Annotated in this window: 16 protein-coding genes; 4 read left to right on the plus strand and 12 right to left on the minus strand. The window is 67.3% G+C overall.

Annotation, left to right across the window (positions count from 1 at the left end):
* Positions 1 to 24: 24 nt before the first annotated feature.
* The 11 genes from rbsK to GD429_RS34150 form a co-directional block, all read right to left on the minus strand.
* Positions 25 to 954, minus strand: coding sequence for a ribokinase (gene rbsK / locus GD429_RS34100; protein WP_152863812.1), 930 nt, complete (start codon positions 952 to 954; stop codon positions 25 to 27).
* On the minus strand, positions 951 to 1982 hold the full coding sequence (locus tag GD429_RS34105) for a LacI family DNA-binding transcriptional regulator (protein WP_152863814.1): 1032 nt from the start codon (positions 1980 to 1982) through the stop codon (positions 951 to 953). Before GD429_RS34105 ends, rbsK begins: the two co-directional genes overlap by 4 nt.
* A gap of 34 nt (positions 1983 to 2016) precedes the next feature.
* Positions 2017 to 3036: an ABC transporter permease gene (locus GD429_RS34110; protein WP_152863816.1), complete on the minus strand. Its 1020-nt coding sequence runs from the start codon at positions 3034 to 3036 to the stop codon at positions 2017 to 2019.
* On the minus strand, positions 3033 to 4646 hold the full coding sequence (locus tag GD429_RS34115; RefSeq protein ID WP_152863818.1) for a sugar ABC transporter ATP-binding protein: 1614 nt from the start codon (positions 4644 to 4646) through the stop codon (positions 3033 to 3035). The genes GD429_RS34110 and GD429_RS34115 overlap by 4 nt, the downstream gene beginning before the upstream one ends.
* 145 nt (positions 4647 to 4791) lie before the next feature.
* Positions 4792 to 5742, minus strand: coding sequence for a sugar ABC transporter substrate-binding protein (locus tag GD429_RS34120; protein ID WP_152863820.1), 951 nt, complete (start codon positions 5740 to 5742; stop codon positions 4792 to 4794).
* Positions 5743 to 6068: 326 nt separating this feature from the next.
* Positions 6069 to 6455, minus strand: coding sequence for a DUF805 domain-containing protein (locus tag GD429_RS34125; RefSeq protein WP_152863822.1), 387 nt, complete (start codon positions 6453 to 6455; stop codon positions 6069 to 6071).
* A gap of 506 nt (positions 6456 to 6961) precedes the next feature.
* Positions 6962 to 7888 (minus strand): CysB family HTH-type transcriptional regulator, encoded by a 927-nt coding sequence (locus GD429_RS34130; protein ID WP_006404867.1) that lies wholly within the window; start codon positions 7886 to 7888, stop codon positions 6962 to 6964.
* Between the two features lie 75 nt (positions 7889 to 7963).
* Positions 7964 to 9022: a sulfate/molybdate ABC transporter ATP-binding protein gene (locus GD429_RS34135; protein WP_152863824.1), complete on the minus strand. Its 1059-nt coding sequence runs from the start codon at positions 9020 to 9022 to the stop codon at positions 7964 to 7966.
* Positions 9023 to 9035: 13 nt separating this feature from the next.
* Entirely contained in the window at positions 9036 to 9986 is a 951-nt protein-coding gene (cysW, locus tag GD429_RS34140) for a sulfate ABC transporter permease subunit CysW (protein WP_152863826.1), read from the minus strand.
* Positions 9983 to 10876: a sulfate ABC transporter permease subunit CysT gene (gene cysT, locus GD429_RS34145; protein WP_152863828.1), complete on the minus strand. Its 894-nt coding sequence runs from the start codon at positions 10874 to 10876 to the stop codon at positions 9983 to 9985. Before cysT ends, cysW begins: the two co-directional genes overlap by 4 nt.
* Positions 10877 to 10998: 122 nt before the next feature.
* Complete coding sequence (locus tag GD429_RS34150; protein ID WP_152863830.1) at positions 10999 to 12036, minus strand: sulfate ABC transporter substrate-binding protein; 1038 nt, start codon at positions 12034 to 12036, stop codon at positions 10999 to 11001.
* Positions 12037 to 12300: 264 nt separating this feature from the next.
* On the opposite strand from GD429_RS34150, the gene lexA reads away from it, so the two are divergent.
* From lexA to GD429_RS34170, 3 genes are read left to right on the plus strand one after another with little or no spacing between them, the layout of a single operon-like run.
* Positions 12301 to 12948, plus strand: a complete 648-nt coding sequence (gene lexA, locus GD429_RS34160) for a transcriptional repressor LexA (RefSeq protein ID WP_009689103.1) — start codon at positions 12301 to 12303, stop codon at positions 12946 to 12948.
* Positions 12949 to 12974: 26 nt separating this feature from the next.
* Positions 12975 to 13310 (plus strand): hypothetical protein, encoded by a 336-nt coding sequence (locus GD429_RS34165; RefSeq protein ID WP_034184111.1) that lies wholly within the window; start codon positions 12975 to 12977, stop codon positions 13308 to 13310.
* A gap of 29 nt (positions 13311 to 13339) precedes the next feature.
* A complete protein-coding gene (locus GD429_RS34170) occupies positions 13340 to 14056 on the plus strand; it encodes a DUF2939 domain-containing protein (protein WP_321575087.1) in 717 nt (238 codons plus the stop codon).
* 87 nt (positions 14057 to 14143) lie between these two features.
* Here the strand turns inward: GD429_RS34170 and GD429_RS34175 are convergent, their stop codons facing one another.
* Positions 14144 to 14641 carry a universal stress protein gene (locus GD429_RS34175; RefSeq protein ID WP_152863834.1) on the minus strand — a complete coding sequence of 166 codons (498 nt, stop codon included), beginning with the start codon at positions 14639 to 14641 and terminating at the stop codon, positions 14144 to 14146.
* A gap of 330 nt (positions 14642 to 14971) precedes the next feature.
* Between GD429_RS34175 and nodI the strand changes: the two genes are divergently transcribed.
* Positions 14972 to 15886: a nodulation factor ABC transporter ATP-binding protein NodI gene (nodI, locus tag GD429_RS34180; RefSeq protein ID WP_152863836.1), complete on the plus strand. Its 915-nt coding sequence runs from the start codon at positions 14972 to 14974 to the stop codon at positions 15884 to 15886.
* Positions 15887 to 15891 lie beyond the last annotated feature (5 nt).

Genomic DNA, 15891 nt, shown 5'->3' on the forward strand with positions numbered 1-15891 from the left:
GAATCGGGGATCCGGAATCGGGCCCTATTCGGCCAGTTCCGCGAGCGCAGGAATCGACGGCTGCGCGCCCGCTCGCGTGACCGACAGCGCCGCCGCGCGCTGCGCGAAGCGGATGGCTGTGTCGACGTCCGCGCCGGCCGCGATCCGCGCGGAAAAACCGCCGATGAAGGTATCGCCGGCCGCCGTCGTGTCGACGGCCTGCACGGCCGGGGCCGGATAATGCCGCGCGATGCCGTCGGCCGTCAGCGCGAGCACGCCGCGCGCACCGAGCGTGACCAGCACGTTGCGCGCGCCGCCGGCTTGCAGCGCACGCGCGGCGGCTTCGGCATCGGCCGGATCGCGTACCGGCAGCGCGGTCAGCGCGGCCGCCTCGACCTCGTTCGGGATCAGGTAATCGACCAGCGGCAGCCAGCCGTCCGGCAGCGGCGCGACGGCCGGGGCCGGATTGAGCACCACCGTGCGGCCGAGCCGCCGCCCGGCCGACAGCGCCGCGAACACCGCGTCGGGCGGCGTCTCGAGCTGGCAGATCAGCACGTCGGCCGACGCCAGCGCGGCTTCGTGCCGCGCGATCGTATCGGTCGTGACCTCGCCGTTGCCGCCCGCGACGATCACGATCGCGTTCTGGCTCGCATCGTCGACGACGATCAGCGCGACGCCGGTCGACGCCGACGCGCTCGTCGCGAGCCCCGTGCAGTCGATGCCCTCGGCTTCGAGGCCCGCGCGCAGCGCGGTGCCGTGCGCATCCGCGCCGACGCAGCCGATCATCGCGACCTGCGCGCCGAGCCGCGCGGCGGCGACGGCCTGGTTGCCGCCCTTGCCGCCCGCCGCCTGCGCGAACGCGTGCCCGGCGAGCGTTTCGCCCGGCAGCGGCAGCCGCGGCGCACGCACGACGAGATCCATGTTCAGGCTGCCGACCACCGTCACGCGGCCGGCGCCCCCAACGGGCGCCGTCATACGCGACCGCCGGATGCAGCCGGCTCGCGGTAGATCGCCGTCGATTCGCGCAGCACGAGGCGCGGCGACACGACGCGACGGCGGCTCGGCACGGCCGTCGAGCCGCCGCCGATCCGCTCGATCAGCGTCTGCGCGGCCATTTCGCCGAGCGCGCGCACCGATTGGCCGACCGTCGACAGCGCCGGATACGTGTAGCGGGAAAATTCGATGTCGTCGAAACCGATGATCGAGCAGTCGTCGGGCACGCGCATTCCGCGCTCGGCCGCCGCGCGCAGCGCGCCGACGCCCATCAGGTCGTTGCCCGCGAAGATCGCGCTCGGCCGCACCGATTCGAACAGCCGCGACGCCGCGTGATAACCGCCGAGGCACGAGAAATCGCTTTCCGCGATCGCACCCGGCACGATGTCGACGCCGCGCTCGGCCATCGCGCGGATGAAGCCGTGCACGCGCATCGCGCTGACGGCCGTGTCGGTCGGCCCGGTGATGCAGCCGATCTTCGCGTGCCCGAGTTCGAGCAGGTGGCGCGTCGCCAGGTACGCGCCGCGCTCGTGGTCGATCTGCACGAGATCGGCCGCGAGCCCCTCGATGTTGCGGTCGACGACGACAAGCGGCGCATGCGTGTCCGCGAGCGTCTGCGCCAGCACCGCATCCTCGCCCGCCGACGCGACGATCAGCCCGTCGATGCGCTTTTCCTGCAGCACGCGCAGGTAGTTGCGCTGCTTCACGGGATCGTCGTCCGAATTGCAGAAGAACACGCAATAGCCGTTGGCCGCGCACTGATCCTCGATGCCGCGTGCAAGCTCCGCGAAGTACGGATTCGTGCTGTTCGGCACGACGAGGCCGATGGTCGCCGTCGACCGCGCCTTCAGCGAGCGCGCCACGGCCGACGGCACGTAGTTCAGCTCGCGGATTGCACCCTCGACCTTCGCACGCACATCCGCTGACACCGGCCGCGAATTGTTCACCACGTGCGAGACGGTCGTAAACGACACGCCCGCCATGGCCGCCACATCCTTGATCGTCGCCATTTCCCGTTCTCTCTGGTCTGTTCTGTCTGTCTTTCTACCGCGCGCGCGCGCGCCGGCTACGATACGTATCGAGCACGACCGCCACCACGATCACCGCGCCGGTGATGATCCGTTTCGTCGGCTCGTTCGCGCCGACCTGCGCCAGCCCCGCGGCCAGCACGGAGATGATCAACACGCCGAAGAACGTGCTGATCACCGAGCCGCGCCCGCCCATCAGGCTCGTGCCGCCGATCACGACGGCTGCGATCACCTGCAGTTCGAGACCCGCGCCCGCGTTCGGATCAGCCGCCTCGAGCCGCGAAATCTGGAACAGCGACGCCAGCCCCGCGAGCGCGCCCATCAATGCGAATACGAGAATTTTATACGGTCGCGGGTTAACCCCTGCAAGTCGGACGGCTTCCTCGTTCGTGCCGATCCCGACGAGATAGCGTCCGAACACGGTGCGCGTGAGCACGAACTGGGCCGCGATCATCACCGCGACCGCAATCAGGAACGCCGGCGAGATGCCGAGCGCGATCGGGTTCGACAGGAAATCGAACGCGTCGCCGATATAGGCCGTGCGCGAATTCGTCAGTTGGTACGCGAGGCCGCGCGCGGCCTCCAGCACGCCGAGCGACACGATGAACGACGGGATCCGCCAGCCGACCGTGACCGCGCCCGTCAGCGCACCCGTGGCGGTCGCGACCGCGATCCCGATCAGCGCGGCCGGCAGCGGCCCCCATTGCCATTTCAGCGCGGCGACGCTGACCATCGACGCGGCGAGCGCGAGCACCGAGCCGACCGACAGGTCGATCCCGGCAATGATCAGCACGAAGGTCATCCCGACCGACATCACGACGAGATCGGGAATCTGGTTCGCGATCGTGCTGAACGTGTCGTAGGTCAGGAAATGCGAGCTCAGCACCGAAAACAGCGCGATCATCGCGGCCAGCGCGCCGGCGAGACCGAGATAGTTCGACAGGCCGAGCCGCGTGCCGGACAACGTGCGCGCGCGGCGCCCCGTCAGGTCCTGCTGCGCGCCTGCATCGGTCGGAGATACGGGAGGCTGGGTCATTGCTGTCGTCCTGTCGTCGAAGTGCCGGGAGCGGCGCCCTGCGCCGGCCCCGCGTCCGGATGCTGCGCGCCGCCCGGCGTCGCTTCGCGGCCGAAGCCGGCGAACGCCGCGGCCAGCAGCGCATCCTGGGTCCAGTTGCCGCGCTCGAACACGGCGGTCATGCGCCCGGCCGACATCACGCCGATCCGGTCGCAAATCAGCATCAGCTCGCGCAGATCGCTCGACACGACGACGAGCGCGCGGCCTTCACGCGCGAGCGCGCCCATCAAAGTGTAGATCTCGAATTTGGCGCCGACGTCGATCCCGCGCGTCGGCTCGTCGAACAGCAGCACGCCCATGTCGCGCGCGAGCCAGCGGCCGATCACGACCTTCTGCTGATTGCCGCCCGACAGCTCGCCGACTGCCTGCGCCGCGCCGTGCGTGCGGATTCGCAGCGCGTCGATCTGCCGCTCGGCGAGCGCCGTTTCGCGCGCGGTGTCGACGATGCCGCCGCGCGCGAGCCGGTCGAGCTGGCCGAGCGACACGTTCGCGGTGACCGACTGCGACAGCAGCAGCCCTTCGCCCTTGCGATCCTCGGTAATCAGTGCAATGCCGTGCTTCACCGCATCGACCGGCGAACCGATCCGCGCCGGTTTCAGCGGCTGGCCGACCGCGATCATCCCGGCATCGGGCGGATCGGCGCCGTAGATCAGCCGCAACAATTCGGTGCGCCCCGCGCCGATCAGCCCCGAAATGCCGAAGATCTCGCCCGCGCGCACCTCGAGCGACACGTCCTGCACGGCCGACCCGCGTGTGAGGCCCGACACCACGAGCCGCGGCGCGCCGATATGGCGCTCGCCGAGATCGATGTGCTCGCCGATCTCGCGCCCGACCATCAACGTGACGAGCCCGTCGGACGTCGTCGCCGCCATGTCGCCCGCATACACGAGCCGGCCGTCGCGCAGCACCGCGACGCGCTCGGCGACGCGCGCGAGCTCCTCGAGCCGGTGCGAGATGTAGACGATCGCGACACCGCGCGCCTTCAGCCGGTCGATCTGCTCGAACAGCAGCGCGACTTCGCGCGCGGTCAGCATCGCGGTCGGCTCGTCGAGAATCAGCACGCGGCAATCGCCGATCAGGTTGCGCGCGATTTCGACCATCTGCTGATGGCCGATGCCGAGCGCGCCGACGGGCGTATCGGGATCGACCGTGTCGAGCCCGACCTGCGCCATCGCGGCACGCGCGTCGTCGCGCAGCCGCGTGCGATCGATGATCCCGAAGCGCCGCGGCAGGCGGTTCAGGAACAGGTTTTCGGCGATAGTCAGCGTCGGCAGCAGGTTCAGCTCCTGCATCACCATGCGCACGCCGAGCGCCTCGGCCTGCGTGCGGCTCGCCGGCGCATATGCCTGGCCGCCGAGCTGCATCGTGCCGGTAGTCGGTTCGACGAGCCCGCCGATGATCTTCGACAGCGTGCTCTTGCCGGCGCCGTTCTCGCCCGTCAGCGCGAGCGCCTGGCCCGCCGCGAGCGTCAGCGTGACATCGGCGAGCACGGGTTCGGCATAGGTCTTGCCGATGCCGGAAACGGACAGCACCGGGCTAGCTGAACGGGAGGGTTGGAAGGTCGGTTCCATCGCGATCCTGGTTGCGGCCGCGCGCACGCGGCGCACGGGGGTGACGCTCACAAGTGCATGTGCATGCAGTGGCCGTGATCGCGCTCACACCGGATAACGGCCGCCGCGCCGGATTCTTGAGGACGGCGGCCGCGCCGGCGCGGCGTCACTTCGTCACGAGATCCACCGGCGTCTCGACCACGCCGGACATGTCGGCCTGCTTACGATGCTCGGAGATCGCCTTGAGCGCCGTGTCGATGCCGAACACGGCCTGCTTCGCCGCGTATTGATCGGCGGTCGCGAGCACGCGGCCGTCCTTCAGCATCGGCTTGATCGCGTTGATGTTGTCGTAGCCGACCACGGCCACCTTGCCCTGCTTGCCGGCCGCGCGCACGGCCGACACGGCGCCGATCGCCATGTTGTCGTTGCCGCACAGCAGCGCCTTCAGGTTCGGGTATTCGTTGAGCATCGCGGCAGCCACCGCATTGCCCTTGTCGATCTCCCATTCGCCTGACTGCACCGACACGACCTTCATCCCGCCCGCCTTCATCGCGTCCTGGAAGCCGGCCGTACGCTGCTGCGCATTGGTCGTCGTCGACACGCCTTCGACGATGCCGACCTGGTCGCCCGCCTTCAGTTTCTTCGCGAGGTAGTCGCCGATCTTGCGCGCGCCCTTGCGGTTGTCGGGGCCGACGAACGGCACGTTCAGGTTCTTCGACTTCAGTACGTCGGGATCGAGCCGGTTGTCGATGTTCACGACGACGATGCCCGCGTCGACGGCCTTCTTCACGACCGGCACGAGCGCCTTCGAATCGGCCGGCGCGAGCACGATCGCGTCGACCTTCGATACGATCATCTGCTCGACGATGCGGATCTGGTTCGCGGTGTCGGTCTCGTCCTTGATGCCATTGGTGATCAGGTCGAACTGATTCGCGTTGTGTTTCTGGTATTCCTTCGCGCCGGTTTCCATGGTCAGGAAGAACTCGTTGGCGAGCGACTTCATCACGAGCGCGACCTTCGGCTTGGCCGAAGATTGAGCGTGGACGGCCGGTGCGGCGGCGACCGCGACGGCGGCGAGCGCGGCGGTCAGGAAGCGACGGCGAAAGCGGACATTCATACACATCTCCTGGCGACTGGCCCGAAGGGCCGGACTGTTGTTCGACTGTTGTTTTAATGTGAGCAAACGTTTGCGCCACACTACCCGGGCAATGGCCATCGATGCTGCTGTCGGTACCACGGAATGGAAGCGAGGCAGACGGCCGACTGCCTGGCGCGTGCTGTCGTTTACGCGCCGCCGCCGGCTGGAAGCCGGCGGAGTGAAAGCTATGCTGTACCGATTCGCTTCGACGCGCAACCTGTCTGATCAATATTTAAGGGTTTGTTCGGAGTGCGCGATAGTGCGTCGCGACGCGCAAAAACCACACTTGCGGAAGCCGCCGCGCGTCACGCCGGGTCCCGCGGCGCCGGTTGGTCTTCATCGGCCGACGGCGGCTCGCCGAAACGGTTCGCATGCGGTGTGCCGGCGATGAAGCCGTTCATCACGAACAACGCGATCGCGCCGACGATCGGCACGAAGAGCAGCAGCATCCACCACCCCGACTTGTCGATGTCGTGCAGCCGCTTCACGCCGACGGCAATCGACGACCACACTGCGACGACCGCGATCGCGAACAGCACGAGCATCGCCAGCAGCGGCAGATCGTCGTCCGACGAACCGCGGGAACCCGCGTCGAAAATCGCGCTGAGCACTGCGGAAACCAGTGCGTAGATCCACCACGGCATGCGCCCGATCCGGCCTTCGAAGGAAAAGAGAAACCATTTGAGATTCATTGTTTACCTCTTCTTCGTGCGTGTTGCGTGTTGCGCGCGCTGCGCGAGATGTCGTCGAATGTGTCGGACCCGGCCGGCCGTGCGCGCGTTTTTCCGAATGCGGATTGCCGGCCGGCGACGCTTTCCGCGCGTCGTCTCCGCGCCGCGCGTTGCGCCGCAGGTGCTGGGGCCGACCAGCCGAGAAGGCTGCCGTTCGACGGCCCGCCCACCCGTCAGCCGGCATTCACGCGCATTGAATCATATCTTCCGACGAGTGGCCCGTTCGATATGGCGGCAGCGAAGCGTTCGAACGTGCCGTCTTGTTTTTCTGCCGGCAGGCGAACGCGTGCCGATCGCCGTTGCGGCGAATCGGATTCGAAAGATGGAAACCGCGACTGCGGTCGAAGGTTCGATGAGTCGACCAACCATGACGGCGGCACGCCCGCCGCCGCCCCGCGCACCGCCTCCGGCGAGCGCATGCCGCGCCGCCCGGGGCAACAGCCCGGACGGCGCGCGAAGCGCTGCCGTCAGACGGCTTCGCGCAACTGCCCCGCGATTTCCGCTTCGTTCAGGTGCGGCGCGAACATCTCGATCAGCCGGTACGCATACGCGCGCAGGAACGCGCCCTTGCGCAGCCCGACCCGCGTCGTGCTCGCCTCGAACAGGTGCTGCGTATCGAGCGCGACGAGGCCCGTGTCGCGCTGCGGATCGTAAGCCATCGCCGCGACGACGCCGATCCCCATCCCGAGCTCGACATAGGTCTTGATCACGTCCGCATCGATCGCGGTCAGCACGACGTCGGGCACGGCGCCTGCCTGCGCGAACGCCTGGTCGATGTGCGAGCGGCCCGTGAAATCCTGGTCGTACGTGATGATCGGGTATTCGGCGATTTCGTCGAGCGTCAGGTTCTCGCGGCCGACGAGCGGATGGCCCTTCGGCACGACGACCGTGTGGTGCCACGAATAGCACGGGAACGTGACGATGTCCGGATAGCGGTCGAGCGCCTCGGTCGAGATGCCGAGATCGGCCTCGCCGTTCAGGATCATCTGCGCGATCTGCTGCGGGCTGCCCTGACGCAGCGCGAGATGCACCTTCGGGAACACGTCGGTGAACTGCCGGATCACCTTCGGCAACGCGTAGCGCGCCTGCGTGTGCGTGGTCGCGACGACGAGGTGGCCGCTGTCCTGGTCCGCGAACTGGCGTGCGACGCGGCGCAGGTTCTCGGCGTCGAGCAGCATCCGCTCGATCAACTGGTGCACGGCCTTGCCGGGCTCCGTGAGGCCCGTCAGCCGCTTGCCGCGCCGAATGAAGATGTCGACGCCCAGCTCATCCTCGAGATCCTTGATCTGTTTCGACACGCCCGACTGCGACGTGTACAGCACGTTCGCGACTTCCGTCAGGTTCATGTTCTGGCGCACCGCTTCGCGCACGAACCGCAATTGCTGAAAATTCATGGGTATGCCTCTTAGGCTGTCGTTGTTTGATTGTCGAATCGGAGCGAATTCCGCCCCCTGCCCTGTATTCTCGCTTCAACGCGCGGGAAACACGCGCACCGCGCGCGGCACGGCCGTCGCGCCGTCGCCGACCCGCAGCGAGAGCGCACGCCATGCATCGCGATCGAGTTCCGCCTCGAGTGCGCCGCCCGCGCGCGCCTCGAGCTCGACGCGCACCGAACCGCCCAGCGGGATCACACGGCGCACGTCCACGGCGATGCCGTCCCGGTGCCCTTCGCCGGCCGGCCAAAGCTGCAGGTCGTGCGGCCGCACGTAAGCGTTCGCGGGGCCCGCGAAGTCGGCGTCGACCTCGATCGGCGCAGCCGCACCCTCGGCGACGAAGCCGCGCCCGGCGACCGTACCCGGCAGCCGGTTCGCCGCGCCGAGGAACTCATACACGAACGCGCTCTGCGGATGATCGTACACGTCCTGCGGGCTGCCGACCTGCTCGACGTGGCCGCGGTTCAGCACGACGATTCGATCCGCCACCTCCAGCGCCTCCTCCTGGTCGTGCGTGACGAAGATCGTCGAGATGTGCAGGTCGTCGTGCAGACGGCGCAGCCAGCCGCGCAGCTCCTTGCGAACCTTCGCGTCGAGCGCGCCGAACGGTTCGTCGAGCAGCAGCACCTTCGGCTCGACCGCGAGCGCACGGGCGAGCGCGATGCGCTGGCGCTGGCCGCCCGACAGCTCGGACGGATAGCGCTGCGCAAGCCAGTCGAGCTGCACGAGCTGCAGCAGCTCGTGCACCTTGTCGCGAATCGCGGCTTCCGACGGCCGCTCGCGGCGCGGCTTCACGCGCAGCCCGAACGCGACGTTCTCGAACACGGTCATGTGGCGGAACAGCGCGTAGTGCTGGAACACGAAACCGACCTGGCGGTCGCGCGCGCCGACCGACGCGACGTCGAGCCCCTGCAGCACGACCTGGCCCGCGTCCGCGTGCTCGAGGCCCGCGATCACGCGCAGCAGCGTGGTCTTGCCGCAGCCGGACGGCCCGAGTAGCGCGACCAGCTCGCCGGCAGGGAAGTCGAGCGACACGTTGTCGAGCGCCGTGAAATCGCCGAAGCGCTTCTCAAGGTTACGGACGGTAATACCCATTCTGGTTGCCTCTTTACGATTTCGACGAAACGGCGGCAGCAGGGCCGACATGTGCGGGAACGGCGTCGCGCGCGCCGGCCAGTTCGGCGGCGAGATGACGCTCGGCGAGCAGCTTCAGCGCGAGCGTGACGAGCGCGAGCAGCGCCAGCATCGACGCCACCGCGAACGCCGCCGCGAAGTTGTATTCGTTGTACAGAATCTCGACGTGCAGCGGCATCGTGTCGGTCACGCCGCGGATGTGGCCCGACACAACCGATACCGCGCCGAATTCGCCCATCGCGCGCGCGTTGCACAGGATCACGCCGTACAGCAGGCCCCACCTCACATTCGGCAGCGTCACGCGGCGGAATATCTGCCAGCCCGACGCACCGAGCACGCGCGCGGCTTCTTCTTCGTCGGTGCCTTGCGCCTGCATCAGCGGAATCAGCTCGCGTGCGACGAACGGGAACGTGACGAAGATCGTCGCGAGCACGATGCCCGGCACCGCGAAGATGATCTGCACGTCGTGATCCTGCAGCCACGGCCCGAGCCAGCCCTGCGCGCCGAACAGCAGCACGTACACGAGGCCCGAGATCACCGGCGACACGGAGAACGGCAGGTCGATCAGCGTCGTCAGCAGCGCCTTGCCGCGAAATTCGAACTTCGCGATCGCCCACGACGCGCACACGCCGAACACGAGGTTCAGCGGCACGGCGATCGCGGCGACGGTCAGCGTCAGCTTGATCGCCGCCCATGCGTCGGGATCGGCCAGCGATTCGAGATAGAAGCCGACGCCCTTTCGCAGCGCCTCGACGAACACCGCGGCGAGCGGCACGACGAGGAAGAACGCGAGGAACGCCAGCGCGATGCCCGTGAGCAGCCAGCGCACGACGCGCGACTCGCTGACGGGGTCGAGCCGTTTCGCGGCGCGCCCTTGCGCGGCCGACGGCGGGGGTTTCAGCACGACGGTTGCCTCCTGGCTCATTGCTGGCCTCCTGCTGCGGTTGCGGTGACAATCGCGGGCGCGGGGCCGCTTGCGCCCTTGCTCGTGCGGCGCTGCAGATACCATTGCAGCGTGTTGATCAGCAGCAGCATCAGGAACGACACTACCAGCATCACGACCGCGAGCGCGGTCGCGCCCGCGTAGTCGTATTGCTCGAGCTTCGTGATGATGAGCAGCGACGTGATCTCGGATTTCATCGGCACGTTGCCGGCGATGAAGATCACCGATCCGTATTCGCCGAGCGCGCGCGCGAACGCCAGCGCGAAACCGGTCAGCAGCGCCGGCAGCACGGCCGGCAGCACGACGCGGCGGAACGTCAGCCAGCGCGACGCGCCGAGGCACGCGGCGGCCTCTTCCTGCTCGCGCTCGAAATCCTCGAGCACCGGCTGCACGGTGCGCACGACGAACGGCAGCCCGATGAAGGTCAGCGCGACCAGCACGCCGGCCGGCGTGAACGCGATCTTGATGCCGAGCGGCGCGAGATACTGGCCGACCCAGCCGTTGGTCGCGTAAACGGCCGCGAGCGAGATGCCGGCGACCGACGTCGGCAGCGCGAACGGCAGGTCGATGATCGCATCGACGAGGCGCTTGAGCGGGAACGTGTAGCGCACGAGCACCCACGCGACGAGGAAGCCGAACACGGCGTTGATCAGCGCGCCGCCGAGCGCGGCCGAGAACGTCAGCCGGTACGACGCGAGCACGCGCGGCGACGTGACGGCGGTGACGAACTGGCCCCACGACAGCGTCGCGGTCTTCAGGAACGTGGCGGCGAGCGGAATCAGCACCACGAGGCTCAAATAGGCCACCGTGATACCGAGCGTCACGCCGAAACCGGGCAGCGCGCTCGGCTTGCGAAAGGTGTACGTCGTCATCGGATGCTCTTGCTGGGTCGATGCTGCTCATGGGCCCGACGCAAACGCCGGCGCGATGAATTGCGCCGGCGGCCCGTCGGGGATGCGGCGCGCTGTCGTGGCGCGCCGCTGTCGTTATGGCGTTACTGCGGCTTGTAGATCGAGTCGAACACGCCGCCGTCCGCGAAATGCGTCTTCTGCGCATTCGTCCAGCCGCCGAACGTGTCGTCGACCGTGTACAGCTTCAGCTTCGGGAACTGCTTGGTCAGTTCCGCCGGCACGTTCTTCGAACGCGGCCGGTAGTAGTTGCGTGCCGCGATCTCCTGGCCCTGCGGGCTGTACAGGAAGTTCAGGTAAGCGTCGGCCAGCTTGCGCGTGCCCTTCTTGTCGACCACCTTGTCGACCACCGCGACGGGCGGCTCGGCCAGGATGCTCACCGACGGCACGACGATCTCGAACTTGTCGGTACCGAATTCCTTGACCGACAGGAATGCCTCGTTTTCCCACGCGATCAGCACGTCGCCGATCCCGCGCTGCACGAAGCTCGTGGTCGCGCCGCGCGCGCCCGAATCGAGCACGCCCGCGTTCTTGTACAGCTTCGTGACGAACTCCTTCGCCGTCTGCTCGTTGCCGCCCGGCTTGTGCACCGCATACGCCCACGCGGCCAGGTAGTTCCAGCGCGCGCCGCCCGACGTCTTCGGGTTCGGCGTGACGATCGAGATGCCCGGCTTGGTCAGGTCGTCCCAGTCCTTGATCCCCTTCGGATTGCCCTTGCGCACGAGGAACACGATCGTCGACGTGTACGGCGACGCGTTGTCGGGCAGGCGCTTCTGCCAGTCCTTGTTGACGAGCCCCTTGTTCGCGAGCGCGTCGATGTCGTACGCGAGCGCCAGCGTGACGACGTCGGCCTGCAGGCCGTCGAGCACCGAGCGCGCCTGCGCGCCCGAGCCGCCGTGCGACTGCTTGAAGTTGACCGTCTCGCCCGTCTTCGCCTTCCACTCCTTGCCGAACGCCTGGTTGAAGTCCTGATACAGCTCGCGCGTCGGGTCGTACGACACGTTCAGGAAGGTCGTATCGGCCTGGGCGTGCGTCGCGACGCCCAGCGCCGCCGCCGCGCCCAGCGCGAGTGTTGCGATCAGGCGGCCCACTCCGCCCGCCAGCCCCGTATTGCGCTTCGCCATCCTTGGTTCTCCAGTGTTGTCGGTATTGCGATGTCGGGCCAGTCTAACGAACGGGTTACATGATTAAAAATAATCGTTCTTCATTTTTTAATACTCAAAAGTGCTAACGCATACGGGATGGACGGTTGCGGCGGACGAACCGGCGTTCGGACGTCGCGAAATCGCGCCGGAACCGGCGTGATCGCGTCGAACCTCAAGTAACGCTTGAAATTCGCGAAGTACTGTATAAAAATACAGCTCACTGTCTATCCATACAGTTGAGCCATGACCAAACTCACCGCCCGTCAGCAGCAAGTTTTCGACTTGATCCGTCGCGCGATCGAGCGCTCCGGATTCCCGCCCACCCGTGCCGAAATCGCGGCCGAACTGGGCTTCAGCTCGCCGAATGCGGCCGAGGAACACCTGCGTGCACTGGCGCGCAAGGGCGTGATCGAGCTGGCCGCCGGCGCATCGCGCGGCATCCGCCTGCTCGGCATCGACGACGCCCCGCACCAGTTCACGCTGCCGCATGCCGGCCTGATGCAACTGTCGCTGCCGCTCGTCGGCCGCGTCGCGGCCGGTAGCCCGATCCTCGCGCAGGAGCACATCTCGCAGCATTACGCGTGCGATCCCGCACTGTTCTCCAGCAAGCCCGACTACCTGCTGAAGGTGCGCGGCCTGTCGATGCGCGACGCCGGCATTCTCGACGGCGACCTTCTCGCCGTGCAGAAGCGCACGGAAGCGAAGGACGGCCAGATTATCGTCGCGCGTCTCGGCGACGACGTCACGGTCAAGCGCCTGATGCGCCGGCCGGGCGGTCTCGAGCTGATCGCGGAGAACCCGGATTACGAAAACATCTTCGTCAAGGCCGGCAGCGCGGAATTCGCGCTGGAAGGCATCGCCGTCGGGCTGATCCGCTCGGGCGAACTCTGACATTCCGTCTCGCTGAGGAGAACACCATGGAACGCCTTGCCCGCCTGCTGCCTTTCCGTCAATTCGGTCGCCTGCGTCATCTGCGCGGCCGCACGCCTTGCGCACCGCTGTCCGCGGCAGCGCCCGTGAAAGAAGAAGTCGCAGTCGAACGGCAGGCGTCCCTGCTGCCGTCGGCGCTCCCCGCTTTCGCGCGGGTATCGCTGAACGCCGGCCTGAATCATGCGGAACCCGCGCGCCGCGCGCCGGTGCGCGTCTATCACGGCCGCTCGCGCCTGATCATGGTCGGCACGATCGATGCCGTGTGCCGGATGATCGATCGCTGCATCGCGGAGGAACGATCGGCCGCGCAAGGCGGTCTCTGATTGCGGAACAATCCCGCACCGGAGGCAATGTGACTGGATCTTCGGGCCGCACATGGCGGCCCAGGCCCGTGCTGATCGTCGTGCTGGCCATCGCCGTCGTTGCGGCGATCGGCTACGCATACGCGTCGCCATACGTCGCGCTCGGTCGCCTCAAATCGGCGATCGATGCGCGCGACGCACCGGCCATCAGCGAATATGTCGATTTTCCGTCGCTGCGCATCAGCCTGAAGCAGCAGGTCACGGAAGAGTTGATGCGCCGGATCGACGCGGTGAAGAAGGACAATCCGTTCGCGGTAATCGGTGCGCTGATCGGGTCCGCGCTGATCGGCCCGCTGGTCGATGCGTACGCGACCCCGGAGGGCGTGGCCGCGCTGCTGAGCGGATTGCCGCCGCGGGGCAATCCGGGCGAGCGTCCGCCCGAATGGTCGAATCTGCCGCAAGGCAATGCCCCGGCCGACACGCCGGCCGCACCGCCGGCCAATCCGGCTCCGGCGAGTGCAGCCGTTCCAGCCAGTAACGCGGCCACCGCCGCCGCGTCGTCGCCGGCGCCGGCCGCTGCCGCACCGGCCAGCGTGAACGATGCAACGCACACGCCGCATCAGCGGCAAACCAGCGCCGGCTACCGGAATGTCGACGAATTCGTCGTGACCTACCAGCGCAGCGCCGACGGCACGCGTTATGCGGCAATATTCCACCGCTTCGGGCTGTTTTCGTGGAAGTTGTCCGCGATCGACCTGCATGCGTAGCCGGTCGCGCGCGACGCCCGCACCGCGGATGCGGTGCGGCGCCTGACCGGCGCGAATCGCCGGTCAGGCAATCATCGCGTCATTGAATCATTTGGCGCTCGCCGTGGCCGCTTCACGCTCGCGCGCGATTTCGGCCTTCTGCTCCTCCGCCGACGAACACGCAACCAGAATGCTGCAGTTCACGCGATCGAGCAGTTGCGTATTGCCCGACCCCATCCACCATCTCGACAGCCCGCTGCGGCACCGGTGGCCGACGACGACGAGGTCGACCTTCAGCTCCGACGCGAGATTCGCGATTTCGTCGATCGGATAGCCGAACGCGAAATGGCCTTCGGCCTGCACGCCGCGCTCGCGCAGCCAGTTCACGCCTTCCTGCAGGATTTCGCGCGCGGTTTCCTCGAAGCGGCCGCACGCGACGTCGGTCAGCAGACCCGCGCTTTGCGCAATGCTCGAACGCATGTCGACGACCGACAGCAAGTGCGTTTCGGCCTTCAGGTCCATTGCGAGATTGGCGCCGCAACGCAGTGCCTTGCGCCCTTCGAGCGAGCCGTCGTAACACAGCAAAATCTTGTTGTAGCTAGCCATGAAACCTCCCTATCGCGACAACGAGCCTACGCATTCATCATGGTGCGCCGCAATTCAGGACGCAAGGGATGGAAAACGCTGATTCGCGCCGCTCGGCGCGTGCGCGATGATGCGGTGCACGATCGGTGCGCACATTCATCGCATCGTGCAGGCCTGCCCTGAAGAGACGCAGCCGATGCACTAGAATGGCTCGTTCGTATTCCAGCAGGCCATAACGTGCCGGCGTCGCGCGCTTCGGTCATGCCCTGTGACACGCATTCGCCCGATCCGTTCGCCAACCGGCCACGCATTGGGCGGCGGAACGCACCCGCTTACAACGACAACATGCCCATGTCCGTCGCACCGATCGATCTCCGCAACGTCGAAAAGCGCTATGGCGACAAACTCGTCGTCAACGGCCTGTCCTTCAACGTACAGGCCGGCGAATGCTACGGCCTGCTCGGGCCGAACGGCGCCGGCAAGACCACTACGCTGAAGATGCTGCTCGGCCTCGCGTACCCCGATGCGGGCACCATTTCGCTGTGCGGCGAACCGGTTCCATCGCGTGCGCGGCATGCGCGCCAGCGCGTCGGCGTCGTCCCGCAGTTCGACAATCTCGACCCCGACTTCACCGTGCGCGAGAACCTGCTCGTGTTCAGCCGCTATTTCGGGATATCGGCTCACGCTGCGCGCGCGCTCGTACAGCCGCTGCTCGAATTCGCGAAGCTCGAGAACAAGGCCGACGCGAAGGTCGGCGAGCTGTCGGGCGGCATGAAGCGCCGTCTCACGCTCGCCCGCGCGCTCGTCAACGATCCCGACGTGCTGGTGCTCGACGAGCCGACGACGGGCCTCGATCCGCAGGCGCGGCACCTGATGTGGGAGCGGCTGCGCTCGCTGCTCGCGCGCGGCAAGACGATCCTGATCACCACGCATTTCATGGAAGAAGCCGAACGCCTGTGCGACCGCCTGTGCGTGATCGAGGAAGGCCGCAAGATTGCCGAAGGCGCGCCGCACGCGCTGATCGAATCGGAGATCGGCTGCGACGTGATCGAGATCTACGGGCCCGACCCGGCCGCGCTGCGCGACGAGCTGTCGGCGTTCGCGAAGCACACCGAGATCAGCGGCGAGACGCTGTTCTGCTACGTGAGCGACCCGGAGCCGCTCAGCGCGCGGATCAAGGGTCGTACGGGGTTGCGCTATCTGCATCGCCCGGCCAATCTGGAGGATGTGTTCCTGCGGCTCACGGGCCGCGAAATGCAGGACTGATCGAC

Origin of the sequence: Burkholderia sp. BE17 (genome assembly GCF_009362305.1) — a bacterium.
Lineage (GTDB): Bacteria > Pseudomonadota > Gammaproteobacteria > Burkholderiales > Burkholderiaceae > Burkholderia > Burkholderia pyrrocinia_C.